At 66.6% G+C, this 25,989-nt stretch carries 23 protein-coding genes; 13 read left to right on the top strand and 10 right to left on the bottom strand.

Annotated features, from left to right (window positions below):
- Window positions 1-153: 153 nt before the first annotated feature.
- Window positions 154-1,392, bottom strand: coding sequence for an MFS transporter (locus ACQR1H_RS23190; protein WP_434908245.1), 1,239 nt, complete (start codon window positions 1,390-1,392; stop codon window positions 154-156).
- A 167-nt stretch (window positions 1,393-1,559) separates the two neighbouring features.
- Here ACQR1H_RS23190 and ACQR1H_RS23185 point away from each other — a divergent pair, with 167 nt between their 5' ends.
- The 9 genes from ACQR1H_RS23185 to ACQR1H_RS23145 all read left to right on the top strand — a co-directional run bounded on the left by ACQR1H_RS23185 (window position 1,560) and on the right by ACQR1H_RS23145 (window position 10,656).
- Window positions 1,560-2,024 (top strand): hypothetical protein, encoded by a 465-nt coding sequence (locus ACQR1H_RS23185; protein ID WP_434908244.1) that lies wholly within the window; start codon window positions 1,560-1,562, stop codon window positions 2,022-2,024.
- Window positions 2,025-2,094: 70 nt separating this feature from the next.
- A complete protein-coding gene (locus ACQR1H_RS23180) occupies window positions 2,095-2,385 on the top strand; it encodes a hypothetical protein (protein ID WP_316177528.1) in 291 nt (96 codons plus the stop codon).
- Window positions 2,386-2,395: 10 nt separating this feature from the next.
- Window positions 2,396-3,808, top strand: a complete 1,413-nt coding sequence (locus ACQR1H_RS23175; protein ID WP_434908243.1) for a TolC family protein — start codon at window positions 2,396-2,398, stop codon at window positions 3,806-3,808.
- Between the two features lie 13 nt (window positions 3,809-3,821).
- Window positions 3,822-5,156, top strand: a complete 1,335-nt coding sequence (locus ACQR1H_RS23170) for a multicopper oxidase family protein (RefSeq protein WP_434908242.1) — start codon at window positions 3,822-3,824, stop codon at window positions 5,154-5,156.
- A gap of 43 nt (window positions 5,157-5,199) precedes the next feature.
- A complete protein-coding gene (locus tag ACQR1H_RS23165) occupies window positions 5,200-5,661 on the top strand; it encodes a cupredoxin domain-containing protein (RefSeq protein WP_434908241.1) in 462 nt (153 codons plus the stop codon).
- A gap of 133 nt (window positions 5,662-5,794) precedes the next feature.
- Window positions 5,795-6,091, top strand: a complete 297-nt coding sequence (locus ACQR1H_RS23160) for a copper-binding protein (protein WP_434908240.1) — start codon at window positions 5,795-5,797, stop codon at window positions 6,089-6,091.
- Window positions 6,092-6,255: 164 nt separating this feature from the next.
- A complete protein-coding gene (locus ACQR1H_RS23155) occupies window positions 6,256-6,549 on the top strand; it encodes a DUF1330 domain-containing protein (RefSeq protein ID WP_434840224.1) in 294 nt (97 codons plus the stop codon).
- Window positions 6,550-6,904: 355 nt separating this feature from the next.
- The gene (locus ACQR1H_RS23150) at window positions 6,905-9,136 is read left to right on the top strand and encodes a tetratricopeptide repeat protein (RefSeq protein ID WP_316237623.1); all 2,232 of its coding nucleotides are present in this window, start codon (window positions 6,905-6,907) and stop codon (window positions 9,134-9,136) included.
- 350 nt (window positions 9,137-9,486) lie between these two features.
- Entirely contained in the window at window positions 9,487-10,656 is a 1,170-nt protein-coding gene (locus tag ACQR1H_RS23145; RefSeq protein ID WP_316237624.1) for a TAXI family TRAP transporter solute-binding subunit, read from the top strand.
- A gap of 83 nt (window positions 10,657-10,739) precedes the next feature.
- On the opposite strand, the gene maiA is transcribed toward ACQR1H_RS23145, so the two are convergent.
- Window positions 10,740-11,411 carry a maleylacetoacetate isomerase gene (gene maiA, locus ACQR1H_RS23140; RefSeq protein ID WP_434881241.1) on the bottom strand — a complete coding sequence of 224 codons (672 nt, stop codon included), beginning with the start codon at window positions 11,409-11,411 and terminating at the stop codon, window positions 10,740-10,742.
- A 33-nt stretch (window positions 11,412-11,444) separates the two neighbouring features.
- Window positions 11,445-11,792: a MerR family transcriptional regulator gene (locus ACQR1H_RS23135; RefSeq protein WP_316177507.1), complete on the bottom strand. Its 348-nt coding sequence runs from the start codon at window positions 11,790-11,792 to the stop codon at window positions 11,445-11,447.
- Window positions 11,793-11,877: 85 nt separating this feature from the next.
- On the opposite strand from ACQR1H_RS23135, the gene ACQR1H_RS23130 reads away from it, so the two are divergent.
- Window positions 11,878-12,888: a zinc-dependent alcohol dehydrogenase family protein gene (locus ACQR1H_RS23130; RefSeq protein WP_434908239.1), complete on the top strand. Its 1,011-nt coding sequence runs from the start codon at window positions 11,878-11,880 to the stop codon at window positions 12,886-12,888.
- Window positions 12,889-12,910: 22 nt separating this feature from the next.
- Here the strand turns inward: ACQR1H_RS23130 and ACQR1H_RS23125 are convergent, their stop codons facing one another.
- Window positions 12,911-13,426, bottom strand: coding sequence for a cytochrome family protein (locus ACQR1H_RS23125; protein WP_434908238.1), 516 nt, complete (start codon window positions 13,424-13,426; stop codon window positions 12,911-12,913).
- Between the two features lie 82 nt (window positions 13,427-13,508).
- Entirely contained in the window at window positions 13,509-13,676 is a 168-nt protein-coding gene (locus tag ACQR1H_RS23120) for a hypothetical protein (RefSeq protein WP_315803235.1), read from the bottom strand.
- 1,004 nt (window positions 13,677-14,680) lie between these two features.
- Here ACQR1H_RS23120 and flhA point away from each other — a divergent pair.
- Both flhA and ACQR1H_RS23110 read left to right on the top strand, forming a co-directional pair.
- The gene (gene flhA, locus ACQR1H_RS23115) at window positions 14,681-16,813 is read left to right on the top strand and encodes a flagellar biosynthesis protein FlhA (RefSeq protein WP_434863796.1); all 2,133 of its coding nucleotides are present in this window, start codon (window positions 14,681-14,683) and stop codon (window positions 16,811-16,813) included.
- A gap of 361 nt (window positions 16,814-17,174) precedes the next feature.
- The gene (locus ACQR1H_RS23110; protein WP_315803233.1) at window positions 17,175-17,375 is read left to right on the top strand and encodes a hypothetical protein; all 201 of its coding nucleotides are present in this window, start codon (window positions 17,175-17,177) and stop codon (window positions 17,373-17,375) included.
- 131 nt (window positions 17,376-17,506) lie between these two features.
- Here the strand turns inward: ACQR1H_RS23110 and ACQR1H_RS23105 are convergent, their stop codons facing one another.
- The 4 genes from ACQR1H_RS23105 to fliI form a co-directional block, all read right to left on the bottom strand.
- Window positions 17,507-18,556 carry an anti-sigma factor gene (locus ACQR1H_RS23105; protein WP_316177500.1) on the bottom strand — a complete coding sequence of 350 codons (1,050 nt, stop codon included), beginning with the start codon at window positions 18,554-18,556 and terminating at the stop codon, window positions 17,507-17,509.
- Window positions 18,557-18,609: 53 nt separating this feature from the next.
- Complete coding sequence (locus ACQR1H_RS23100) at window positions 18,610-19,158, bottom strand: sigma-70 family RNA polymerase sigma factor (protein ID WP_315714037.1); 549 nt, start codon at window positions 19,156-19,158, stop codon at window positions 18,610-18,612.
- Between the two features lie 153 nt (window positions 19,159-19,311).
- Entirely contained in the window at window positions 19,312-19,731 is a 420-nt protein-coding gene (fliJ, locus tag ACQR1H_RS23095; protein WP_315714036.1) for a flagellar export protein FliJ, read from the bottom strand.
- A gap of 109 nt (window positions 19,732-19,840) precedes the next feature.
- The gene (fliI, locus tag ACQR1H_RS23090) at window positions 19,841-21,163 is read right to left on the bottom strand and encodes a flagellar protein export ATPase FliI (protein WP_315803231.1); all 1,323 of its coding nucleotides are present in this window, start codon (window positions 21,161-21,163) and stop codon (window positions 19,841-19,843) included.
- 474 nt (window positions 21,164-21,637) lie between these two features.
- On the opposite strand from fliI, the gene ctrA reads away from it, so the two are divergent.
- A complete protein-coding gene (ctrA, locus tag ACQR1H_RS23085) occupies window positions 21,638-22,339 on the top strand; it encodes a response regulator transcription factor CtrA (protein WP_012046382.1) in 702 nt (233 codons plus the stop codon).
- A 1,178-nt stretch (window positions 22,340-23,517) separates the two neighbouring features.
- On the opposite strand, the gene ACQR1H_RS23080 is transcribed toward ctrA, so the two are convergent.
- Window positions 23,518-25,602, bottom strand: a complete 2,085-nt coding sequence (locus ACQR1H_RS23080; protein WP_434908237.1) for a phospholipase D-like domain-containing protein — start codon at window positions 25,600-25,602, stop codon at window positions 23,518-23,520.
- Window positions 25,603-25,989 lie beyond the last annotated feature (387 nt).

Here is a 25,989-nt window from a genome sequence, read left to right as displayed (position 1 = left end):
CGAGGCCAAATGGCCACGATCGGCTCCGATCGAGGTCGATAGTTGCGGGAGGTGATTCGATGGATTTGCGGCAGCCGCCGGGATTTTGTATGACGACGTGCATATAAACCGGATATCGGACTCCGGCTGTGGCTCCCGTGCAACGCGTTGCGTTCAGGCCGCCAACCGGTGTTGCCGCCGCGCCAGGATCAGCAGCGTCACGACGATCGCCAGGTTCAGGCCATTCCACGCGATGCCGTTGGCGAAGGCCGCTGAATAGGACCCCGTGGCGTCGAAGATGACGCCCGAGACCCAGCCGCCGAACGACATGCCGAACACCGAGGCGAAGATGATGATGCCGACCCGCGTGGCGGCCTCGCGCGCCGGCATCGCCTCGCGCACGATGATCGCATAGCTCGGCACGATGCCGCCCTGGAACAGGCCGAACATGCCCGAGATCAGATAGAGCGACGTCAGGCCGTCGAAGAACAGATAGAACAGAAGCGCAAAACCCTGCGCCAGCGAGCCGATCAGGAGCGTGCGCATGCCGCCGATGCGATCGGCGAGAAAGCCGGAGCCGATCCGGCTGACGATGCCGAGCGCCATCATCAAGGACAGCATCTGCGCGCCGACGGCGACGCCGTAGCCGAGATCGCCGCAATAGGCGACGATGTGCACCTGCGGCATCGCCATCGCCACGCAGCAGGCGATCGCGGCGATGCTGAGCAGCACAGTCAGCGCATTGGTGGAGATCGGCAGCTCCAGTAGCGGCGGCGCCGCGCCGGCATGGTTCTGCGCGCCGGCACCGTCCATGCGGGCGCGCAGCACCAGCAGCAGCGCGCTCATCGTCACCGCGCAGAAGACGCCGAGCGCGACATGGCTGGCGCGCCAGCCGATCTGCTGCACGCCCCAATTCACCAGCGGCGGCCACACCGTGCCGGCGACGTAGTTGCCGGAGGCGACGATGGTGACGGCGAGGCCGCGATAGCGCACGAACCAGTGCGACGCCTCCGCCATCAGCGGCGCGAAGGTGACGGACGAGCCGAGCCCGATCAGGAAATACACCGCCTGAAACTGCCACAGCGTCACCGACGCACCGGCGAGCAGATAGGCCGCGGCGGTCGTCGCGATGCTGAGCGCCATCGCGGTGACGATGCCGAAGCGGTCGGTGATGCGGCCGACGATGACGCCGCCGAGGCCGAAGCCGAACATCGTCAGCGTATAGGCCAGCGAGACGGCGCCGCGGCTGGCGGCGAACTCGGCCTGCACGACCGGCAGCACGACCACCACCGTCCACATCCCGGCGCCGCCGATGGAGCCGATGACGAGCGCAAGCGCCAGCCGCGCCCAAGCCTGGCGCGAGTCCGGAATGAAGTGAGGCGCTTCCTCGAATCTTGTCTGGGGTCCGTGCACGATGCCTGCAACTTCGTTGCCGCACCGCATCAGGTCAAGCCACATTGCTGCGGCATTGGGCATGCAGAAGCAGCGCAACAGGAGGGACCTGCGCGGTCAGGGTTCGGCCCTCTTGGCGGCGCGACACTTTGTCATTACGTTGCGCGGGATTGGAGAGATTTGCGCGGATGTCGTTGGGACTGACCCGGAAGATGCTGCTGGTGGCAGGACGGTTGCTCGTCCTGGCCTACATCATCTGCGTGGTCAGCCCAGGTGTGGCGCTCGCGCTCGGCAGTGGGGCGCCCTGTCTCGACGAGCCCCCCGTTGCCGCTGTGGTCTCCCCTCATGACGCGACTCGCCACGAGATGGTCATGACGGCGATGCCGCAGACCATGGCGGCGCACGCCCATCATCACGATCACCCTGTCGCGGACGCCGCGATGCATGCTCCAGCTCCCGCGCCGTCGCACCACGATCATGGCAAGATGCCGGGCCCCTGCTGCGCCATGATGTGCGCGGTGGGTCTGGCTGCCGCGCTGCCGGCGGTCGCCCTCCCCGCCTCGCTCGCCGCCACCAGCGTGACGCCGCGCGACGAAGGCCTGCCCGGTCGCACGCCGCAGCGCCTGTATCGCCCCCCCATCGTCCTGGCCTGAGCGAAAAACGCCGGCTTCGCGCCCAGGTGGCGCGGCCGCTCGCGATTCATCGACAGACCAAGGATACCTCATGTTGTCGCAATCCATGGCGACGCCCGCTGCCGCATGTCCGGCGCGGCGCATCCTGCCATTCTCCATCGTCGCCAGCGCATTGACACTGCTTGTCGCGACGAGCCTCGCCGCCTGCCAGCCGCGCACGATCGCATTGGCCGGGGCTGATCCGGCCGATCCGGCGGCGAGCGTCGCGCCGGTGCGCGTGTCGGGCGTCGTCGGACCCTACACGCCGCTGCGCCCGGCCGCGCCGGCCGCCTGGGGCCAGCGCACCGACCCCGGCGCATCGCGCCCCGAGCCGAGCCGCTAGGGAGCGCCACATGCAGGGTATCATCAGGCTCGCGGCGCTCGCTGCAGCACTTGCGCTCGCAGGCTGTGCCTCGTTCTCGCCGGACGGCGGCATGGGCGCGGTCGCGGACATCACCGGCCATACCACCGGCAAGGAGGTCGCCTCCGTGAGAGGCGATGACGACGCCGAGCGCGTCCGCGCTGCGACGCGCCGCCTGCTCGCCCGGCCCTTGTCGGCCGATGCCGCCGTGCAGGTCGCTCTGTTCAACAACAAGGGCCTGCAGGCCGCCTACAACGCGCTCGCGCTCAGCGAGGCTGACATGGTCGAGGCCAGCCTGCCGCCGAACCCGACCTTCTCCCTGATGCGCATCAGCGGCGACGGCGCGCTGGAGGCCGAGCGCCAGGTCGCCGGCGACATCCTGGCGCTCGCCACCCTGCCGCTGCGCTCGGAGATCGCGCGCGAGCGCTTTCGGCAGGCCCAATTGAAGGCGGCGCTGGCGACACTGCGGCTCGCCGCGGAGGTGCGCCGCGCGCATGTGCGCGCCGTCGCCGCCAACGAACTGGTGTCGCTGCTGGTCGAGGCGCAATCGGCCGCGGAGGCAACCGCGAAGCTCGCCTCGAAGCTCGGCGAGACCGGCGCGCTCAACCGGCTCGATCAGGCGCGCGAGCAGGTGTTCTATGCCGAGACCACCGCCGAGCTCGCCACCGCGCGCCGCGCGGCGGGAAGCGCGCGCGAGCGGCTGATTCGGCTGATGGGCCTGTGGGGCGACGATCTCGCTTTCCGCCTGCCCGACCGGCTGCCCGCGCTGCCGCGCCGCCCGCTGAGTCAGCCCTTCGTCGAGGCCGATGCCGTCGGCCATCGCATCGATCTGCAGATCGCCCGCCTCGAGCTCACGGCGCTCGCAGCCTCGCTGCAGCTCGCCGACGCCACGCGCTTCGTCACGCTGCTCGACCTCGCCGGCCTCGACCGCAAGACCGTCGAGCCGGACGGCCGCGTCATCCGCGAGCGCGGCTACGACGTGCAGTTCCAGATCCCGATCTTCGACGGCGGCGAGGTGCGGGTGCGGCAGGCGGCGGAGAGCTACAACATCGCCTTCAACCGTCTCACCGAGCGCGCCGTCACCGTCCGTTCCGAGGCGCGCGACGCCTATCGCAGCTACCGCGCGGCCTTCGACATCGCCGGCCACTACGCCCGCGAGGTGCTGCCGCTGCGCCGGATCATCAGCGAGGAGATGCAGCTGCGCTATTCCAGCATGCAGGTCGACATCTTCGCCCTGCTGCTCGAGGCGCGGCAGCGGCTGGCGTCGCGCCGGGCCGCGATCGATGCGGTCAGGGACTTCTTCCTCGCCGACGCCGAGCTGTCCGCGGCGGTCAATGGCGGGGGCACCGGCGGCGAAGACGGCGCACAGCAGACCGCGAGCGCGCTCGCGCCAAGCAACGACTGAGAGGAGAGCCATCATGTTGTCACGCCGAACCCTGCTCGGCTCCGCGGCGCTGGCCGGCGCCTCCGCCGTCTCCGGCCGCGTCCAGGCTGCTTCCATTCCGGAGGCGCCGACCATGGACAAGGCGGTGATGCAGCCGCCGCTGCATCCCAGCGCCGGCCCGGACTATCAGCCGGTGGTGACGCTCAACGGCTGGTCGCTGCCGTTCCGCATGAACGGCGACTGGAAGGAATTCCATCTCGTCGCCGAGCCGGTCACGCGCGAGTTCGCGCCTGGCATGACCACGCATCTGTGGGGCTACAACGGCCAGTCGCCGGGTCCGACCATCGAGGCGGTCGAGGGCGACAAGCTCCGCATCTTCGTCACCAACAAATTGCCGGAATACACCACCGTGCACTGGCACGGCGTGATCCTGCCCTGCGGCATGGACGGTGTCGGCGGCCTGACCCAGCCGCACATCAAGCCCGGCAAGACCTTCGTCTACGAGTTCGAGATGAAGCATGCCGGCACGTTCATGTATCACCCGCACGCCGACGAGATGGTGCAGATGGCGATGGGCATGATGGGCATGATCGTCGTGCATCCGCGCGACCATGTCCCGCCGCCGGCCGACCGCGACTTCGTGTTCGTGATGTCGACCTACCGCATCGAGCCCGGCAGCTATCTGCCGAAGGTCAACGAGATGACCGACTTCAACATGTGGACCTGGAATGCGCGGGTGTTTCCCGGCATCGACCCGTTGCCGGTGCGGCTCGGCGATCGCGTCCGCGTCCGCATCGGCAATCTCACCATGACCAACCATCCGATCCATCTGCACGGCCACAAGTTCAAGGTGATCGGCACCGACGGCGGCTGGCTTCCGGAAACGGCGCAATTGCCGGAGACGACGACCGACGTGCCGGTCGGCGCGGTGCGCGTGCTCGACTTCACCGCCGACAATCCCGGCGATTGGGCGTTCCACTGCCACAAGTCGCACCACACCATGAATGCGATGGGCCATGACATGCGCAACCTGATCGGCGTGCCGCGCAAAGAGCTGGCCGCCGCGGTCGGCAAGCTCGCGCCCGACGGCATGGTGATGGGCAACACCGGCATGGCGATGGGCAACATGGAGATGCCCTCGCCCGACAACACGCTGCCGATGATGACCGGCAGCGGTCAGTTCGGCGGAATCGAGATGGGCGGCATGTTCACGGTCGTGAAGGTGCGCGAGGGCCTCGCCCGCGACGACTACCGCGATCCCGGCCCCTATCAGTTCCCCAAGGGCACCGTGGCCTATGAGGTCGCGAGCGCGCCGGAGCCGCCGCCACGAACCGGGAGTGCCGCGACGCAGATCCGAACACAACGCTGACGACAGATGCACTAAACGCCACACAACGAACTGGAGACTACGAATGAAGATTCCGATCGCGATCAGCGCGGCGCTGGCCACCGCCATGATCATCGCCGCACCGGCTGATGCCCATGAGGCGCACGGATCGCGCGGCTATTCCGCGGGCCAGCCGGGCGATCCCAAGCAGCCGTCGCGCACCATCGAGGTGCTGCTGAGCGAGATGGAGTTCACGCCGGCGCGCATCGAGGTGAAGCGCGGCGAGCAGATCCGCTTCGTGCTGCGCAATACCGGCAAGGAGGATCACGAGTTCCTGCTCGCCACCAAGGCCGAGAACCTGAAGCACGCCGCGGTCATGAAGAAGCACCCGCACATGGAGCACGACGAGCCCAACGGCACCCGGCTCGCGCCGAACAAGACCGCCGAGCTGCTGTGGCGGTTCACCAGGCCCGGCACGTTCGAATATTCCTGCCTGATCCCCGACCACCGCGAGTTCGGCATGACCGGCCACGTGACCGTCAAGTGACGGCAGGTTCGTAGTTCGTAGGGCGGATTAGCGAAGCGTAATCCGCCATTCGGCACCCCCTCAGAAACGCGGCGGATCACGCTTCGCTGATCCGCCCTACGCATCGAGTCAATTGAAGCAGAAGGAACGACACATGAAGACATTCGCTCAGCTCACGACCGCTGCCGCGCTGGCCCTTGCGCTTGTTGCCCCCGCCTTGGCCGCCGAGGCGATCAGCGGCGACGTCAAGAAAGTGGACGAGGCCAACGCCAAGATCACGCTCCACCACGGCCCGGCCAAGAGCCTCGGCATGGACGAGGCCATGACCATGGTCTACCGCGTCAAGGACGCCGCGCTGCTGAAAGGCCTCAAGGCCGGCGACAAGGTGAAGTTCGAGGCGGTCGAGGACGCCTCCGGCTACACGGTGACCAAGATCGAGAAGGGCAAGTAGGCGGCAGCGATTCGAGCCATCCCTCTCTCCACCGCCATTCCGGAGCGCGCGCCAGCGCGAGCCCGGAATGGCCTGCGGAGGGATCCGGTCACGCACCGGCGGGCGGATGGGTTTGCACTCCAAGTTTGGATCGTATGATCGCAGCTCCCTGCGTGGAGCATGTCATGAAAGCCTATCTCGTCCTCGATCTCGCCGTTCACGACTTCCCGGCGTTCAAGACCTACATGGAGAAAATCCCCGCCTTCATCGCCAGGCATGGCGGCCGCTACATCGTCCAGGGCGCGGTGCCAACGCCGGTCGAAGGCGGCTGGATGCCAGAGCGCATCGTAATCCTGGAATTCCCGTCGCGCCAGCACGCCACCGACTTCCTCGCTGATCCCGAGATCCAGGACCTGTTCGCGGTCCGGCACCGCACCACGGCCAGCCGGCTGGTGCTGGTCGATGGGTGCACCGAGTGAGCGCGCGTTGCAATGTTGTGCCGGACGGCAGTGCCCGGCTAGGGCGGCGCCCTCTCGTCGGCGTGACATCGGCAGCGGGCGGATGACGCGGCGCTGATCCGCCCTGCGCGACCTGCCACCGTCGTTCTCCGGGCATTCGCGGGCGCAAAGGCTCCTCCCGCCACCCCGTTAACCATTTGCTAACCATGGCGCGGGCAAGCTTTGCCGCGTCGCGCCTGCGCGTGGCCGGCGACCGGACGACCACAGGACATCCTGGGCTTTGCTGCCGCCGGGCATGGCGGCGGCCCGGTTGCCGGCCGCAGCGCGTCGCTGCATCCGACGCCCTGCCGTCCTGTCTGTCCGGAGACCCAAGTCCTTGAGCACCGTCGGTTCGCGCGCCTTCCAGAAGGCACGGCAGGAAAAGAAGCAGAAGAAGCTCGTCGAGACGCAGTTGGCGGCGGCGTACAAGGCGTTCCAGGCCGGGCGCCAGGCGGAGACGCAGGCGCTGTGCGCGCAGCTGCTGCAGGAAGTCCCCGGCTGCTTCGATGCGATGCATCTGCTCGGCGTGTCGCTGGTGTCGTCGGCGCGCTTCGCCGAGGCCACCGCCTTCCTGACCCAGGCCGTGGCGATGGAGCCGAATTCCGCCGACGCGCAGTCCAATCTCGGCTGGGCGCTGATCAATTGCGAGCGCTACGCGGAGGCGCGCGCCGCGCTGGAGCGCTCGCTGGCGCTGCGGCCGAACGCGCCGATCACCCTGCGCAACCACGCCATCGCGCTGCTGCGGCTCGGACAGGGCGAGGCCTCGCTCGCCGCCGCGACACGCGCCCTCGAGCTCAAGCCCGACGACGTCGACGCCTGGTGCAATCGCAGCGTCGCCGAGCTGATGCTGCGGCGCTGGGACGCCGCCGCCGCCAGCGCCGAACGCGCGCTGGCGTTCAATCCGAACCATTTCGAGGCCACGGTCAACAAGGGTCTCGCGCATCTCGAGTTGCACCATTACGAGCTGGCGGAAGCGACCTTGAATGCGGCGCTGGCCGCACGCCCGGCCCATGCCGAGCTGCGGGCGCATCGCGGCCGGCTCTACATGATCTCCGGCCGCACGGCGGAAGCCGAGGCCGATTTCGATGCCGCCGTGACGCTCGATCCTCATCTGCAGATCGGATGGCAGGGCAAGGCGCAGATCTGCATCCTCAACGGCAACGTCGCGCAGGCGATGGCCGCCTGCAAGCGCGTGCTCGACACCAATCCGAAGGCGCAGGTCGCGCTCACCCTGCTCGGCGCCTGCCGCGGCCGGCTCGGCGACGTCACCGGCGCCATCGCGCAATTCGACCAGGCGCTCGCGGTGCAGCCCGACTATGACGAGGCGATCACCAAGAAGATCTTCTATCTCGACTTCCTGCCCGGCGCCGATTTCGCCGTCCAGCAGGCGGCGCGGCAATATTGGTGGATGGCGGTCGGCTCGAAATTCCCCCGCCGCAAGCTTGCGCCGCGCTCGCTCGATCCCGACAGGCGCATTGTCGTCGGCTACGTCTCGGCCGATTTCCGCATGCATTCGGCGGCCTTCGCCTTCCTGCCCGTGCTGCGCGGCCACGACAAGACGCAGGTCCAGGTCAACTGCTACTCGACCTCGCCGCGGCACGATTCCTACACCGCGACGTTCCAGTCGATTGCCGACGTCTGGGTCGAGGCCTCCAGCCTCTCCGACGACGAGCTGGCCGACCGCATCCAGGCCGACGGCGTCGACATCCTGGTCGATCTCTCCGGCTACACCACGGGCACGCGCATGCCGGTGTTCGCGCGCAAGCCGGCGCCGATCCAGGTCACGGCCTGGGGCAGCGGCACCGGCACCGGCCTCGCCACGATGGACTACTTCTTCGCCGATCCGGTCACGGTGCCCGAGAGCGTCCGGCCGCTGTTCGCCGAGCACGTCCACGACCTGCCCTCGGTGATCACGATCGATCCGGTGCGCGACGTTCCGCCGTCGCCGCTGCCGATGCTGACGAACGGCCACGTCACCTTCGGCGTCTACAACCGCATCGACAAGATCTCGGACGCGGCGATCGCGCTGTGGGCACGGCTGCTCGCCGAGATCCCGGACGCGAAGCTCGTCATCAAGCATCTCGCGCTGAACGATCCCGCGGTGCGCGACGGGCTGCTCGCCCGCTTCGTCGCCCAGGGCGTGCCCGAGGCGCGCATCCTCTGCCTCGGCGCCAGCGAGCGGATCGAGCATCTCAAATCCTACGAGCGCATCGACATCTCGCTCGATCCGTTCCCGCAGAACGGCGGCATCTCGACGTTCGAATCGCTCTACATGGGCGTGCCGGTCGTCGCCAAGCTCGGCGCCGGCGCGGCATCGCGCGCCGCGGGCGGCATCCTGACCGCGGCCGGCCTCGCCGACTGGGTCGCCGGCGATGACGACGGCTACATCCGGATCGCCAAGCGCTTTGCCGCGCAGCCCGAGCTGCTGGCAAAGCTGCGGCCCGAGCTGCCCGGCCTGGTCGCGCGCTCGCCGGCCGGCGACGTCGCCAACTACACGCGCTGCGTCGAGGCCGGCTACCGGCAGTTCTGGCGGGACTATTGCGCCAAGGCCGGCAAGACCGGCGCCTGATCGCGCCGGCATCGCCGAGGTCGGCATCTCGCAGCAGGCCGGGAAGCTCCGCCGCACGAACGTCCAGCGACAAACGGCCCCACAACCGCAAGCTGCACCGGTTTCCACTGTGCCATTTCGGCCGGGTGCGATCAGGCGACGACTCGCGGACTGATACCGCGGCGTTTCTCCGTCCAGACCGAGGCGCAATCAAGCCTATGGCTTTTTGGTGGCGATGATGCGCCTCGCAGCAGACCCGGCTGCGACCAACCGGCGAGTAGTAGACCTCATTCGTCAACCAAGGAGATAATGCGCGAAAATCGGCCGTGCCTCACGATCGCCGTGTGGCCGGCAACGGAGGAATTTGGGGCATGCGGGTCGCGGTGTTGAGTTGCGTCGTTGCGGCGGGATTGAGTCTGGCGGCACCTTTGCTGCCAGCCATGGCACAGACGGCGCGGACCGGAAGGCCGGCGGCGGCGACGGCCGTCGCGGCCGGCGAAGGCGGCAAGCTGCAGGAGTCCAACGAATGGACGGTCGGCATCGCCGGCGGCCTGCTCGAAGGCACCAACATCCGCTTCGCCGCCGAGATGGCCAAGGTGCTCGACGACCGGCCGAACCTGCGCGTGCTGCCGATGGTGACCTACGGCGCGCTGGGGAACATCGAGGACCTGCTCTATCTGCGCGGCGTCGACGTCACGATCACCTCGGCCGACGTGCTCGACGAGTTCGTCCGCAACGGCACGCTCGCCAACATCAAGAGCCGGATCCGCTACATCTGCTCGTTCTACATCAACGAGATGCATGTCTATGTCCGCCCGGAGATCAGGACGCTGGAGGATCTCGCCGGCAAGAAGGTCTCCTTCAACACCGTGGGCAGCGCCGCCAACCTCACCGGCGGCATCGTGTTCGACCGGCTCAAGATCGGCGCGGAGAAGGTGTTCATCAACAATTCGCTGGCGCTGGAGAAGATGCGCAGCGGCGAGATCGCCGGCGTCGTCCACGTCACCGGCAAGCCGACCGATCTGTTCGCCAAGTTCAAGCCCGAGCCGGGCTTTCACTTCCTGCCGATTCCGTTCGCGCGCAGCCTGCAGGACTACTACGTGCCGACCAAGCTGACCTCGCAGGACTATCCCAATCTGCTCAAGCCCGGCGAGAGCGTCGAGACGATCGGCGTGCCGCAAGTCCTGGCGGTCTACAACTGGCCGCCGGAGACCGAACGCTACCGCCGCGTCGCGCGCTTCGTCGATTATCTGTTCAAGCGGTTCGACCAGTTCAAGCAGCCGCCGTTCCACCCGAAATGGAATGAGATCAACCTCGCCTCCTCACTGCCCGGCTGGACCCGCTTCCGCGCCGCGGAGGAGCTTCTGGCCAGCACGCGCCCGCCGCAGGCCGACGGCGCCGCCGTCAAGCAGCAGTTCGACGCGTGGATGAGCACGCGGGCGCCGACCGGCGGCCGGCGGATGAGCGAGGACGAGACCAGGGTCCTGTTCGAGCAGTTCCGCGACTGGATGAAACGGGACGGCAGCCAGCCGGCGCGATAGCGCTGCTGGTGGTGGCGTAGAGCATGATCCGGAAAAGTGGAAACCGGTTTTCCGAAAGGATCATGCTCAACAAAGAGAGGAGGCTACGACGCCGCCGGCTTGCCGCGCAGCGCTGCCGGCGTATCCGGCTGCGCCAACGGATGGGCGGAGGCGAAGGCCGGCAGCGCCATCGCCGCCTCGAACACGCGCTGCACCGTCGGCGTCGCGCCGAGGTCGAGGCCTTGATTACGCGCGAAGACGGCGTGGCCGGCGAGGCAGATGTCGGCCATCGTCGGCGCATCGCCATGGCAGAACCGGCCGGTCGCGGCATGGCCGGCGAGCTGGGCCTCGACTGCGGCCAGCATCTCCGCGGCCCAGTGCCTGAGCCAGGCCGCGCGCGCCGCGTCGTCCACGTGCAGCACCTCGGTGAGATAGCGCTGCACCCGCGGCGTCGTCAGCGGATGCGCATCGCAGGCGATCATCGCCGCCAGCGCCCGCACCCGCGCGCGCCCCTTGGCGTCGCCAGGCAGCAGCGCAGCGCCAGGACAGGCCTCGTCGAGATAATCGAGGATCGCCAGCGACTGCGTCAGCACCGTGCCGTCGTCGAGCACGAGCGCCGGCAGCGCCATCTGCGGGTTGAGCGCGGCATAGCCGCCGCCACGATGCTGCTGCCGGTCGATATCGACCGCCACCTGCTCGTAGGCGACGCCCTTCAGGTTGAGCGCGATGCGGACGCGAAAGCTCGCGAGCGACCGCCAGAACGAATAGAGCTTCATGCGGGCTCTCCTGGGCAGGCGGGTGAATGGCGATCAGTTCACGCTCGATAGAAAGCCTGCGAGGACCGTCCGACTCTGGCTGAGCGCCGCGATGCGTTGATCGATGAGGCCGACCTGCTGCGCCAGCACGCGTCGCAGATTGTCGCAAGGCCGGAAGTCCGGACGGGTGTTGCGCACGCACGGGAGCAACTGCTTGATCGTCTCGAGGGTCAACCCGGCGGCGCCGAGCAGTTTGATCCGGCGCACGGCTTCTTCGTCCGCCGGCCCGTAGTCGCGATAGCCGGACGCGGTCCGTTGCGGCGCAAGCAAGCCCTCGTCCTCGTAGTATCGCAGCATCCGGATGCTCACTCCCGTCCTCCGGGAGAGTTCGCCGATCTTCATCTGAAACCCTCTTGACCCTGACAGCGCTGTCAGACCTTACAGATCGTGCTCATCCAAGTGGAGTCCGCTTGTGAAGGGAGCAACGATGAAAGCCTATCATTTGAACGGCCATGCGGGCGCGGGGCGCCTGGTGCGCACCGACGTCGTCAAGCCCGAACCCGGCCGTGGCGAGGTCCGCATCCGGGTCGAGGCGGCAAGCCTCAACTACCGCGACCTGCTGATCCTCGACCGAGCGGGTGAAGGCGGTTTCGACCGTCGCATTCCGCTGTCCGACGGCGCAGGCCTCGTCGATGCCGTCGGCTCCGATGTGGCTCAATGGCGCCCCGGCGACCGCGTGGCCGCATCGTTCTTTCGCGATTGGATCTCCGGGCCGTTCAAGGCAAGCTATGTTCCGTCATCCCTCGGCGGCAGCACGATGGATGGCACGCTGGCAGAGTACGTGGTGCTGCCCGCGACGGCGCTGGTCGCGGTGCCGGCTCACCTGACGTCGATCGAAGCCGCGACCCTGCCCTGTGCCGCCGTGACGGCCTGGCACGGCCTCGTCACCCGCGGCGGAATGGGCAAGGACGCCACGCTGCTGGTCCAGGGCACCGGCGGCGTCGCGCTGTTCGGCCTTCAGTTCGCCGCGGCGCTGGGCGCCCGCGCCATCGTCATCTCGTCCTCGGATGAAAAGCTCGCCCGCGCCAGGGCGCTTGGCGCCTCGATCCTGATCAACTACCGCGACACGCCCGATTGGGATGTCGCCGTGATGACAGCGACCGATGGCGAAGGCGCCAGTCATGTCCTCGAGCTCGGCGGACCCGGCACCTACGACCGCTCGCTGCGGTCGGTCGCGTCAGGTGGCAAGATCGTCCAGATCGGCGTCTTGACGGGGTTCGGCCCGAAGCCCGACTTGGCCCGCCTGCAATGGGAGAATGCCGATATCATCGGCGTCACCGTGGGTTCGGTCGAACATTTCACGGCCATGAATCGATTCCTGACCGACCACACGATCCATCCGATCGTCGATCGGGTCTACGACTTCGACGACGCTCCCGAAGCGTTTGCCCATCTCCGGTCCGGCTCGCATTTCGGCAAGATCGTCGTGAGGCTGTAGGCGAGACACCATCTCCCCGCGATCACTCCGAGCCGGACGTGAAATCCTGGTCGGCAACGCTGGCGGTCTGCGGCACCTTGATGACCACCGCGGCGCGATTGAGCGCCTGGTGGCACGAATTGCAGGCTGCCGTAAGATCGGCATAGGAGCGCTCGAAACGGCCGATGTCCTTCTGCTTGATGGCCTGCGCCAGCTCGTCGAACGGCTGCTGCGTCACGGCCGTCGTCATGTCGGCGAACGAATTGCCCTCGACCAGCGGCTGCGCCCGGCCGACCCGGTTGAACGCGCCCTTGAGATTGCCGAGCTCATAGGCACTGAACGCCCAATTGCCGCTATGGCCGGCGATCCAAAGCCTGAGGTGGCGCGGCTGGATGGTCGCGATCATCAGGTCGCTGATGGTCGGGAGGTAGGCCGGCGCTGGGGGAGGTGTCGGCGTCTCCGCCTTGGGCGCAGCGACCCCGATGAGCGATGCAAGCCCGACGAGGCCGGCGGCTGTCACTGTAAGCCGCAGACGACGGCGGAGCTTCGTTGGATGCATCTTCGGTTCTCCTGAATTTAATTTAGAAGACTTCTAAAGAGCGACGTGCCTCACCGCCAATCGCAAACGCTGATCGCAGCGATCAGAAAAGTTTGATGCCGCCCGCCGTGCCACCCGCACGATACGGCCACATTGCTTTGCGCGACGCGCGCAGCCGTCCCACGCGCGAGCGCGGAGCTCTACCGGGTGAACCCGAAAACCTGAATTTCGATTTGACGAAATATTCCTCTTTCATTTTTTCCGAAATCATGTATATCTCTCCCCGTCCTGCTTCCGCCGGAGGGGCGTGTCGCGACCGTCACGAGACGTGGGAGGTGGGATGCGATGGGCGCAGCGAATCGCAGCGTGGCCTCGTGCCGCGCGGACGAACGGTTCGTTGCGCACGGCGAAATCGTGCGGTCCTGATACCCCGACGTTGGTATCAACGTGGCGCAATGCAAACGCATTGCGCCAGGGATGGTGGCCAACAAGCCCGGCGCACCAGGGAGACCACGTATAAGCCGTTCCAACCGTCGCGCAGGGAAGGCCGGGTGTTCCGGGCCAGACCTGTGGTGACTGCCGCCTGCTTTTTTTCTGCAGGCGGGCCACGGGCGCGGCCAGCGCCCGGCCTTCCCTGCGCCCTCCATTTGTTTCGAGGGCGGACCTGATGCACAGCTCGGGCGCGATGCGCCGCGGGAGACGATCGCTCATGTCTGCGAGAACACGCTCATTCGTGCAGCTTGGTGTCGGGCGCGGCGGGGGCCTCATGGTTCGAGACGCCGCTGCGCGGCTCCTCACCATGAGGGTCTGGCACCAAAGGCGGTGCTGCACATTGACCATGAACACGCTCACAGCATCTTCATGGAGAGGGGTGAGCTCCGAGAGCGGCGCTGGACATCGACCGTGCTCAGCGTGCGCTTGGACCGGAGCTTGTCGGCGGGCGTGCAGCCTGACAGCGCCTCCCCTCACCCTGGGAGCCCGCCGAAAGGCGGGCGTCTCGAAGGGCGAGGCCCCCGACCGCGGCGGCCCATCGAAGATGCGGCGGGAGAGCCCATCCCCTCCCGCAACCTTTTGTTAACCGCCATTAACCGAACGCTAACCATACACCGGGCAAAAATTGCCGGGTGGAACGTGCGTGTCGTGGGCGGGTGCAGTTGACGGAGGAGAGCTTCCGTGGACGCCGGCGCGGTACCTCAGGTTCGGAACGGCGGCCCATCGGCCGCCGCGCAGTCGTTTGGGGCCGGCAGACGCGGCCCGCGGGAAGGGGCGAAAGCCATGGTCGACGTCACGGCGGGTCAAGGCGCGGGGTCTCCGGCCGGCGGGTTCTCATTCGCTGACCTCAAGACGGCAGTCCTGCGCGGCGACATCGCGCTGGCGCTCGGCATCCTCACCATCCTGGTGGTGCTGATCCTGCCGCTGCCCTCGCTGGTGCTCGATCTTTTCCTGGCGATCTCGATCACCCTGTCGATCCTGATCCTGATGACCGCCCTGTTCATCCAGGCGCCGCTGGAATTCTCGTCCTTCCCGACCATCCTGCTGATCTCGACGATGCTGCGGCTGTCGCTCAACCTGGCCTCGACCCGGCTGATCCTGTCGCGCGGCCACGAGGGCACCGATGCCGCCGGCCACGTCATCGAGGCGTTCGGCAACTTCGTGATGGGCGGCAATTTCGTCATCGGCATCATCGTGTTCGCGATCCTGGTGACGGTGAACTTCGTCGTCATCACCAAGGGTTCGGGCCGCATCGCCGAAGTCGCGGCGCGCTTCCACCTCGACTCGATGCCCGGCAAGCAGATGGCGATCGACGCCGACCTCTCCGCCGGCCTGATCGACGAGAAGGTCGCCAAGGTCAGGCGCAAGGAGCTGGAGGACGAAAGCGGCTTCTTCGGCGCCATGGACGGTGCGTCGAAGTTCGTCCGCGGCGACGCGGTCGCCGGCCTGCTCGTCGTCTTCATCAACATCATCGGCGGCATCATCATCGGCGTCGCCCAGCAGGGCCTGGGTTTTGCCGAGGCCGCCCGCACCTACACCACGCTGACCGTCGGCGACGGCCTCGTCACCCAGGTGCCGGCGCTGATCGTCTCGACCGCCGCAGGCCTGCTGGTCTCCAAGGCCGGCGTCAGCGGCGCTGCCGACAAGGCGCTGATCAAGCAGTTCTCCGGCTATCCGCAGGCGCTCGGCATGTCCGCTGCGGTCATGCTGGTGCTGGCGGCGCTGCCGGGCATCCCGACCCTTCCGTTCCTGGCGCTCGGCGGCGGCGCTGCGGTGCTCGCCTTCCAGGCGCGCAAGCAGAAGGACGTGGCCAAGGCGGAGGAAGCCGCCGCAGAAGCTGCGGCCCCTGCCGCCGCCGCGGCCGCGGCCGCAGCCGCCGAAGAGCCGATCTCCGCCGCGCTCAAGATCGACGACCTCAAGATCGAGCTCGGCTACGCGCTGCTGCCGCTGGTCAACGCGCCCGACGGTACCGACCGACTCACCGACCAGATCAAGGCGCTGCGCCGGTCGCTGGCGATCGAGATGGGTTTCGTGATGCCGTCGGTGCGCATCCTCGACAACGTCCAGCTCGAGGCCAACACCTACATCATCAAGATCAAGGAGGTCGACGCCGGCTCCGGCAAGATCTGGCCGAGCCAGTTCATGGTCATGGACCCCGGCGGCAACCAGGTCGCGGTGCCCGGCATCCACACCACCGAGCCGACCTTCGGCCTGCCCGCCACCTGGGTCGACGCCGGCCTGAAGGAAGAGGCGACGCTCAAGGGCTACACGGTGGTGGACGCGGCGACCGTGCTGTCGACCCACCTGACCGAGCTGCTGAAGGCCAATATGAGCGACCTGCTCTCCTACGGCGAGGTGCAGAAGCTCCTGAAGGAGCTGCCGAAGGAGCAGAGCGAGCTGGTCAAGGACATCGTGCCGACCCAGATCACGATCTCCGGCATCCAGCGCGTGCTGCAACTGCTGCTGTCGGAGCGGATCTCGATCCGTGATCTCTCGACCATCCTCGAAGGCATCGCCGACGCGCTCGCCTTCTCGCGCAACCCGGCCACGATCGTCGAGCATGTCCGCGCCCGCTTGGCACGCCAGATCTGCGCGCAGAACACCTCGCCGATGGGCTACCTGCCGCTGATCGCGCTGTCGGCGAAATGGGAGCAGGCGTTCGCGGAATCGCTGATCGGCCAGGGCGAGGAGCGCAGCCTCGCGATGCAGCCGTCGAAACTGTCGGAGTTCATGACCGCCACGCGCGACGCCTTCGAGCGCGCCGCACGCGAAGGAGAGTCGCCGGTGCTGGTGACGTCGGCGGCGATCCGGCCCTTCGTCCGCTCGCTGGTCGAGCGCTTCCGCGCCCAGACCACGGTGCTGTCGCAGGCGGAGATTCATCCGCGGGCGCGGCTGAAGACGGTGGGCAGCGTGTGACGGAACCGAGGATTCCCGAGCGCGTTTCATCCGGGGAGCCGGCGCTAGGCGCCGGCTTGTGCCGTTTTTACCGGCAGGACCACCCCTTGCTTTACCGCCACAGGCAAACGTTTTCTTAATTTTGCGTTAGGTGGCCGAAGTTTCATCCGCACACCGAACAACCATTTAAATTATTGATATAGCTATAAAAAGTGACATTTTAGCGATTTTCGATCGCGAGACATCACGCATTATCACACACTTGTGATGCGGCCTACGAAACAGAATTGAGGTTTCCTACGTTAGTTGACGCGAGACGATGAACCGGAACGCTCCCGGCTCACACGAATCAGCGAAGGACGGAAGACGGCAGGAGGCTTCCATGAACCACTCGATTTACAGCGCGGATCGGACGACCCACCTCAAGATCGTGGTGGTTGCGCTCGTGGCTGGCATCGCGGTGGCCGGCCTCGGCATCTCGGCCCGTCTCAACGCGGAGCCGAACTACACGCAGACGGCAAAGGTCATCAAGGCCGGCAAGCCGATTGCGGTGACGAGCTCGGAGACCTCGCTGGTTCGCTGACAGGAATTCCCGGAATTCACGCGGTTCTCACAGCCCCCCAACTGGCCGCGTGGATATGTAGTAGACCCAACCCCAAGTCGACTACTGAAAACGCCCGCTCCCCACGGGCGTTTTCTTTTTGGCCGCTTGCCTCAACGCGCCGGCGGCACGGTCTCGATCAGCTTGCCGGTAAACACGATCGGCCCGGTCGCCTGCCCGGTCGGCGACCCGCCCTCCGGCTCGACCGTGACCGCGTAGGTCGCGCGACTCACTGTGTCGGCGTCGTAAGACGAGAGGACGGGACGGCTGGTGAAGTCGCTGCCGCCGATCACGCCGAGCGAGCGCGGCTTCTGCAGCTTGTCGGACACGAGCCACAACTCGAAGCTCTTGCCCGGCTCCGGCGCGGCGCCGACCCGGCGCACGGTGTAGCTCTTGCTGGCGGCATCGACGGTCAAGATGAACGCCGGCGACGCCGCGTCCTTTTGCAGGAGGGCAACGAACTGGGCCGAGGGCTGCACGGCCGGCACCTTGACCTCGACGGTCTGGATTCGCGGCTTCGGCTGCAATGGCCGCGGCAGCAGGTCGGGGCGGTAGACCTGGACACCGACCAGCGCAAGCAGCACGGCGGCGATCGCGGTCATGATGTTGGCGACCGCGCGCAACTGCCGGACCTTGGACGAGAGGCGAACGATGTTCGCGTTGTCGTTCGCAACCTCGTCCGTCGCAGGCGCATTTCGCCGGGCTGCGATGGCCGGGGCTTCGACACCGATGTCTTGCGGAGCGACCTGAATCGCGGGAGCGCCGATCTTCGCGGCTTCGATCTCGGCAACCTCGACGGTTGGCGCCTCGAGCTTGGGTACATCGGCCGGCGGAGCTTCGGCGACGAGCGCTGGAGCCTCGGCAGTTTCCGGCTCCGGCGGAGCGACGACGACCGGAACCTCGACAACCGCCGCAGGCTCGGCCGCGGCGTTCGCGCGCAACTGCGCGATCTCGGCCTTGATGCGCTCCCACAGCTCGGGGCGCGGCTCGACCAGCCCGACCATCTGGTTGAGCGGACCGAGACGGAATTCCCACGCCTGGACCAGCGCGACAAAATCGGTGTCGACCGCCATCATGGTCTCGACCTGCGCCCGTTCGGCGGCGTCGAGCGTCCCGAGCGCATATTCCGCCGCCAGCGCGATATGGTCTTCGCTATACGCCATCACAGGTCCAGATCACGTCACCTACAAGATCTCTCGCCGGCTCGAACAGCACCTCATCCGAGACCGAGACATTGGCGGATGTCCATCATGCTCCGCCGCAGCCAGGTCTTCACCGTGTTCACCGGCGCCTCGAACTTGGTCGCCAATTGCTCGCGGCTCCAGCCGTTGTAGTAGGCAAGCAGCACGAGCTTCTGGCGGTCGGGCTCGAGCTGGCCGACGCATTCCAAAAGACGCTTGAGCTCCTCCGACATCTCGCGGCGCGCCAGCGGGTCCGGCGTCTCGGCAGCCACCTCGAGCGCGGAGGGCTCATCCTCCAACGACAGCTCGCCGCGCTTGCGCACCAGATCGATGGCGCGGTTGCGGGCGATGGCGGCCATCCAGGTGATCGGGGAAGACACCGCCGGGTTGAACTGCGCGGCGTTGTTCCAGACCTTCACATAGGTCTCCTGGACGACCTCCTCGGCGAGGTCCTGTCGGTGCAAGATACGGAGCACGACGCCATAGAGTTTCGCGCGCGTGGCCGCGTAGAGGCGCTCGAAGGCGGCCTCGTCCCCTTTGGCAACAGCGGCAAGCAACCAGACCAGCTCTGCCGGCGTCAGCATTCAGCGTCCCCGAAAATCGCCCCACTCCCTCGTTCGAGCCTACGTCCTCCCGTAGCACAAGTCCTGGGCAACTCTCCACCGGGGCGGGCGCGACGAAAAACCCGGACCTCGCGGCCCGGGTTTTCGAAAGCTAAAGCCGTGACGGCGACGGGCTCAGGCGATGACGCCGAGCCGGGCGCGCATCAGGCCGATCGAGTCCATGTCCGCCTGCTCGCGGGCGCTCTCCTCGGCCTTCTCGCGGGCCTGGTCACGCTCGTCGAGCAGCTCGACCTTCTTCATCTCCTCGAACGCCTCGGACAACGCGGCCTTGGCGTCCTCGAGCTGGGTGCGCAGCTCGTCGGCGGAGCGCGTCAGGTTTTCCCGGCGCTGGATCGCGGCCTTGGCGTAGGTCGGATAGGCAAAATGGGTCGGGTCGTTGATGCCGGCCCGCTCCTGCTCGGTCTGGATCTCCCGCTCGAGCTCGGCCGACATGCGCTGGAAGTCAGCGATCATGCCCTCGATCTGCGTCACCCGGCGGCGTTTCTCATCCACCTGAAATTTCTTCAGACGGATCAGCGTTTCGCGCGACTTCATCGACTCATACTCCCCAGAAGTCCCGTATACGGCGCGGGACAGGGCCGGCCGCCCGTGCTGGGCTCGCCGACTAGGCTCGTTACATGGAGGGGATGATTACCCGACAAAGTTAGCTTTCCGTTTCCAAGCGCCCCAGGATCTGTTCCAGCTCCCGATACCCGCTCTGCAGCGTCGAGACCTCGTCCTTGCGCTGGCGCAGGAACGCCTCCAGCGGCTCGTGCAGCCGGATCGCCTCGTCGACCTCCGGGCTGGAACCGGCGCGATAGGCGCCGAGCCGGATCAGCTCCTCCATGTCGGCATAGGTCGCCATCACCTGGCGCGCCCGCATGATCGTCGGCAAGAATACGGGGTCGGCCGATTTCGGCATCGTCCGCGACACCGATTTCAGGACGTTGATTGCCGGATAGCGGCCGCGTTCGGCGATCGAACGCTGCATCACGACGTGGCCGTCGAGAATGCCGCGGACCGCATCCGCCACCGGCTCGTTGTGATCGTCGCCATCGACCAGCACCGTGAAGATTCCGGTGATGGTACCCTCGCCGCTGCCCGGCCCCGCCCGCTCGAGCAGTTTCGGCAGCTCGGTGAACACGGTCGGCGTGTAGCCCTTCGCGGTCGGCGGTTCGCCGGCCGACAGCCCGATCTCGCGCTGCGCCATCGCAAAGCGCGTGACCGAGTCCATCAGGCAAAGGACATCCTTGCCCTCGTCGCGAAAATATTCGGAGATCGCGAGCGTCAGATACGCCGCCTGCCTTCGCATCAGCGCCGGCTCGTCCGAGGTCGCGACCACCACGACGGAGCGCGCGAGGCCCTCATCGCCGAGATCGTCCTGCAGGAACTCCTGCACCTCGCGGCCGCGCTCGCCGATCAGTCCGATCACCGACACTGCCGCATCGACGTTGCGCGCCAGCATCGACAGCAGCACCGATTTGCCGACGCCGGAGCCGGCGAAGATGCCGAGCCGCTGGCCGCGGCAACAGGTGAGAAAGGTGTTGAGTGCGCGAACGCCGAGATCGAGCGGCGCACCGACACGCCGTCGCGAATGCGCCGGTGGCGGATTGTTCCGATAGGGAACCGGCGAGGCGCCCTGCGGCAGCGGCCCCTTGCCGTCGATCGGCTCGCCCATCGCATTGATGACGCGGCCGAGCCAGGCCGGCGACGGCCGCACCTGATTGGCGGCATTGGCGATCACGGCACGGCAGCCGCGGCGCACGCCCTCCAGCCCGGCGAACGGCATCACCACGGCGTTCTTGCCGGAGAACCCGATCACTTCGGCAGGGATGTAATTGTTGCCGGTCTCGATCACGATGCGCGCGCCGACCGACATCGCATGAATCGGCCCGGCGATCTCCACCATGAGTCCCTTCACGCCGACGACACGCCCATAGGTGTTCACGGCGTCGATGTCGCTGATCTGCTCGGCCAGAGCCTTCATTGCGGAAGAGCCTTCATTGCGGAAGAGCCTTCATTGCGGAAGAGCCTTCATTGCCAAACCGCCTTCATTGCGAGAGCGAGGGCATTGCACCAGAGCCTTCATTGCGAAAACCTTAAGTAGGGGCAGATTCGCGTCGTCGGTTTAACTCTGTGTTTACTCGCATCATTAATCATTACGTCATGGTCTGGAGTGACTGACGTGCTTCGCTTTGCCGCCCTCAAAAAGCGGTGAGATCCGAGAGTCGGTTAGGTCCATCTCTTAACATGGAGCTTGAACGAGAGCGGCTAAGAAAAACTGCTTCATCGCAACACCTTACGGCGATTCGATAAAAATTGCACGGATAGAGCTTGCGGAGGGGAATCAGGATTTGTTAACCATCTCTCGTCAGGATCCGAATCAGTTGTTCAAAGGCGTTTTGAGTGCCGCAGATGGCGGCCGACCTGACGCCCGGAGCGGCGACTATGGGGAACTGGCATGCGCGTTTTGCTGATTGAGGATGACAGCGCCGTCGCGCAGTCGATCGAACTGATGTTGAAGTCCGAAAGCTTCAATGTCTACACGACTGACCTGGGCGAGGAAGGCGTCGACCTCGGCAAGTTGTACGACTACGACATCATCCTTCTCGACCTCAATCTGCCCGACATGTCCGGTTACGACGTGCTCAAGCAGCTGCGCGTGTCGAAGATCAAGACGCCGATCCTCATTCTGTCCGGCCTCGCCGGCATCGAGGACAAGGTCAAGGGTCTCGGCTTCGGCGCCGACGACTACATGACCAAGCCGTTCCACAAGGACGAGCTGATCGCCCGCATCCACGCGATCGTCCGCCGTTCCAAGGGCCACGCCCAGTCGGTCATCCAGACCGGCGACCTCGTCGTCAACCTCGACACCAAGACGGTCGAAGTCGGCGGCCAGCGCGTGCACCTGACCGGCAAGGAATACCAGATGCTGGAGCTGCTTTCGCTCCGCAAGGGCACCACCCTCACCAAGGAGATGTTCCTCAACCATCTCTACGGCGGCATGGACGAGCCCGAGCTGAAGATCATCGACGTCTTCATCTGCAAGCTGCGCAAGAAGCTGGCCAACGCCTCCGAGGGCCGCAACTTCATCGAGACCGTCTGGGGCCGCGGCTACGTGCTGCGCGAGCCGCACGACATGGACGAGCGCATCCCCGCCTGATCTTTCACTGGGTCCTCCGGCAGGCCTCACGGCTTGCTCCTCCCAGACTGGGCCCCGCCGCAAATGGCGGGGTTTTTGTTTGTGGGGGGTGTCGTTTGAGGCACGCTCTTGCGATGCCGACGGTGAGCTCCCCTCCCCTTGCGGGGAGGGGGAAGGGGGTGGGGTTGGGGGGCCCAGGAAAAGGTCTGCACGAGACTCACCCCACTCCACCGGACTAAGCACTGATCCCGCCGCTCGTATCGGCCCATGCCCCAAACTTCGTCCTGAGCAAGAAACCCCCACCCCCAACCCCTCCCCGCAAGGGGGAGGGGAGCGCACCGCGATCGCCGCGCTTGCACGCCTCAAACGACCAGACACGGCCGCCCTCGCCTTTCATCAGGCAAGGGGCGCCTGGCCCACGCGCACCATCGCCGCCATCGATCTCTCCAAAATCCATCATCCCACGTCATCGCGATCTCGCAGCGCCCCGCGCCCGAGTGATGTGCCATTCTCACCGCCCTCTACCTAACTGAGGGCGCAGGGAAGGCCGGGCGCTGGCCGCGCCCGTGGCCCGCCTGCAGAAAAGAAAGCAGGCGGCAGTCACCACAGGTCTGGCCGTAACACCCGGCCCTCCCCGCGCGATGGCTTTACGATTTATACGCGATCTCCCTGGGGACCGGCTGTCTTGCCCCCATCACCCGCAGGCAGCGCTTGACCGCAACGCCCACTGGCTTGGCCTCAGCACCGGGAGGCCAGGACCACGCGATTTCACCGTGCGCCGGGGATCGTTCGTCGGCACGGCCAAGCCATGCTGCGATCTCCAACGCCCATCGCATCCCACACCCGACGTCCGTGACGACCGCGAAGCGTCCCCTCGTTGGGGCGGGACGGAGCGAGTAAAACACAAATTCTGTAAAAGCGAAAGAAGAATTTTTGAGAAGCCGAAATTCGTCCGGTCGAGCACGAACTGACAGGCTTGCGTTGGGGTCAGCGCAGACCGCAAGCCGTGTCCGCGAAAGTTTCCTGCCGGTTTTCGCTGCATCGGCCCATGTGCAGAAGACTCATCGGCGTCGGAAGCAACCTTTCACCCGACGCCGAAGTGGGAACAGCTTACGAGAAGACCGACGGCAGCATCGAAGCCAAGGAGCCGGTCGCAAGGATCGAGATGGTCGGCACCTCGCAGCGCAGGCCGAGTGCCATCAGCGCCCCTTCCTCGCCCCGCTCTTCGTTGCTCGCTTAGCGCTCTTTGCCGTCTTCTTCTTGGCCGCCTTCTTGCTCGCCTTCGCTTTGGCCTTCTTTCCAGCGACCTTCTTCGTCGCCGTCTTTGCGGCTTTTTTCTTCGTCGTCTTTTTGCCGCCTGCCACGGTCTTCGCTGCAGCGGCAGCCTTCTTCGCGGTCTTCTTGACGGGCTTGTCGGACGTCGTCGAAGGGTTCGTCTTTGCAGCCGGCTTCTTCGCCGGCACCGTCCCCGCGGCCGGAGCCCCACTCCCACCCGCCGCCGACAGCCAGAACCGCAGCTCCGGTGACTTCTCCTCGGCGCCCTTGATGTACCGGTCCTGCCAGCTGTCATCGCCCTGCAGCGGCTTGCCGAAGATGTCGGGGTGCTGCTGCAACAGGAAGCGCCAGGCGTAGTGGTCGTAGAGGTCGAGGACGTGGCAGGCATAGGCCTCGGCGAGACCGCGGTGGCCGCGGATGATCAGCATGTTCTCGTCGTTGTTGTGCGAGGCACGGAAGCCGAGATTGTGCGAGCCGGTGACGACGACGCAGTCGTCGCTGAACGGATCGATCACCACGATCTTGCTGTGGATGATGGCGAAGCCGTATTTGCCGAGCTCCCGCTCCCATTTGCCGAACGCGTCCTGCACCGCGCCGGCCGGCACCGCACGGAAGTCGATGCTGCCCCTGGCGCCCGGCTGCTTCGGCTTGCCGGCCTCGCCGACCACCGTCACCTGGGGCGCGGTATCCTCCACGCCCGCCTCCGCCGGACGTTCCGAATGACCGCCGGAATGCAGCGCGGCGGAGAAGTTGGTCGCGCGCACCGGGCTGGTCAGCGCGCCCCGCACGAACAGATCGGGCTTGTCCTTGAGCAACTGGCCGGCGACGTCGAGGATCGAGTTATTGCCGGGATCGAAGGCCAGGAACAGCACGGCGTGCTTGGCGCCCTTCATCAGTTCGAACACGCGGCCCATGTCACCGGGCGTATCGGGATTTTTGCCGAGCTTGCCGTGGGTGTTGGGCGAGAACATCGGCTCGACGGTGACGCCGTGGCCGAGGTCGACCGGTGCCTGGATCGCGTCGGCATTGTTGGCATGGGCGAAGTCGCGCAAGGTCTGCGACTGCAGTGCCGCCTTGTTGCCGGCGGCGGCGGCGACGTCGGCCTTCAGCGCGTTCCAATAGCCGAGATAGCGCTGCGCCAGCACGGGGCTTTCCACCACCAGCGCATTGTTGGTCTGGGTGCACAGGCCGGTCGAGGTCCAGTTGGTCGAGCCTGAGAGCACCGCGCTCGGCTTGCCGTTCTCGGTCAGCACCATGAACTTGTTGTGCGGGATGCTGCCCTTGCCGAGGATGCGGTCGATCACGGCGACGCCGGCCGCCTTCAGATTGGCGCGGTTCTCGGCATCGGCATCGTCGGAGTCCTTGCCCTGCTCGTTGCCGAGGATGACGGTGCGGCTCGCCGGGTTCTGGTGGAGCTGCTTCTCCAGGCCGTCGGGATCGTTGAGCTCGTAGAGCGCGGCGTGGATGGTGCCGCCGCCGGCATCGGCGCGCGCGAGCAGCGAGGTCAGGCCGTCCTGGAGCTGGCCCATCAGACGGATGCGAATGGGATCGGCGGGATCGAGGATGTGCGGCGCCAGCGCCGACACGCTCGGCTTGTCGTTCAGCGCATGGCTGAGCGCCTGGGTCGCGGTGATGCCGCGGTTGAAATAGACGTGGAACGGCGGCCGCTCCGGCGTCAGCGTGACCGCATTGCTCTCCAGCGGCGCGACGCCGGCGAGCGGCGTCAGCGTCTGGCCGGGCGTGCCGCCCATCGGCACGACGCGATATTTGTAGGTGCCGCCGCGTTTGGCATAGAGGTCCTTCCACCAGAACTTCTGCACCGGCGCCTGGTCGGTGGCGAGCCTGTCGGCGGTCTGCCCGGCAAACCGCGCCAGCGCCGGCAGCACCGTGTCGGTGTTATCGGCGATGTCGATGCGGTGAATGGCGAAGCCCAGGCAGCCATCGAGGCGGCGGTCGAAGGTCCAGGCGACGACGGCGATATCGTTGTTGGAAAATGCAAGCGCGGGCATGGCGGCACTCCTCGTCTGACAAGGATATGTCTCCGGGTTGCAACAACGGTTCGATGCATCCGGGGCAGGAAAGGGAAATCGAGGGCACGGCAGTGCGGTGCGGGAGGGCGAGGATCGTGACCTGCGAGCTCACGCGGCACGCGAGGTCAGCTCCCCTCCCCCCTGCGGCGAGGGGTTGGGGGTAGGGATCCGCCGGCGCTGAAGGTCGTGGGACGCGCTGATGGATCCGGGTGTTCATGTGGAATGCTGATGGCGCTTGCACGACACGTGCTCTCACCGAGAGAGCGGAATGCGCGGACCCCCACCCCCGCCCCCTCGCCGCAAGGGGGAGGGGGGCGCACCGACGCTGCAGCGAGAGTTTGGCGCCAGACGGCGATGAGTTGGGCG

This window comes from Bradyrhizobium sp. HKCCYLRH2015 (assembly GCF_051168215.1).
GTDB lineage: Bacteria > Pseudomonadota > Alphaproteobacteria > Rhizobiales > Xanthobacteraceae > Bradyrhizobium.
This window is presented reverse-complemented; position numbering and strand designations above follow the sequence as displayed.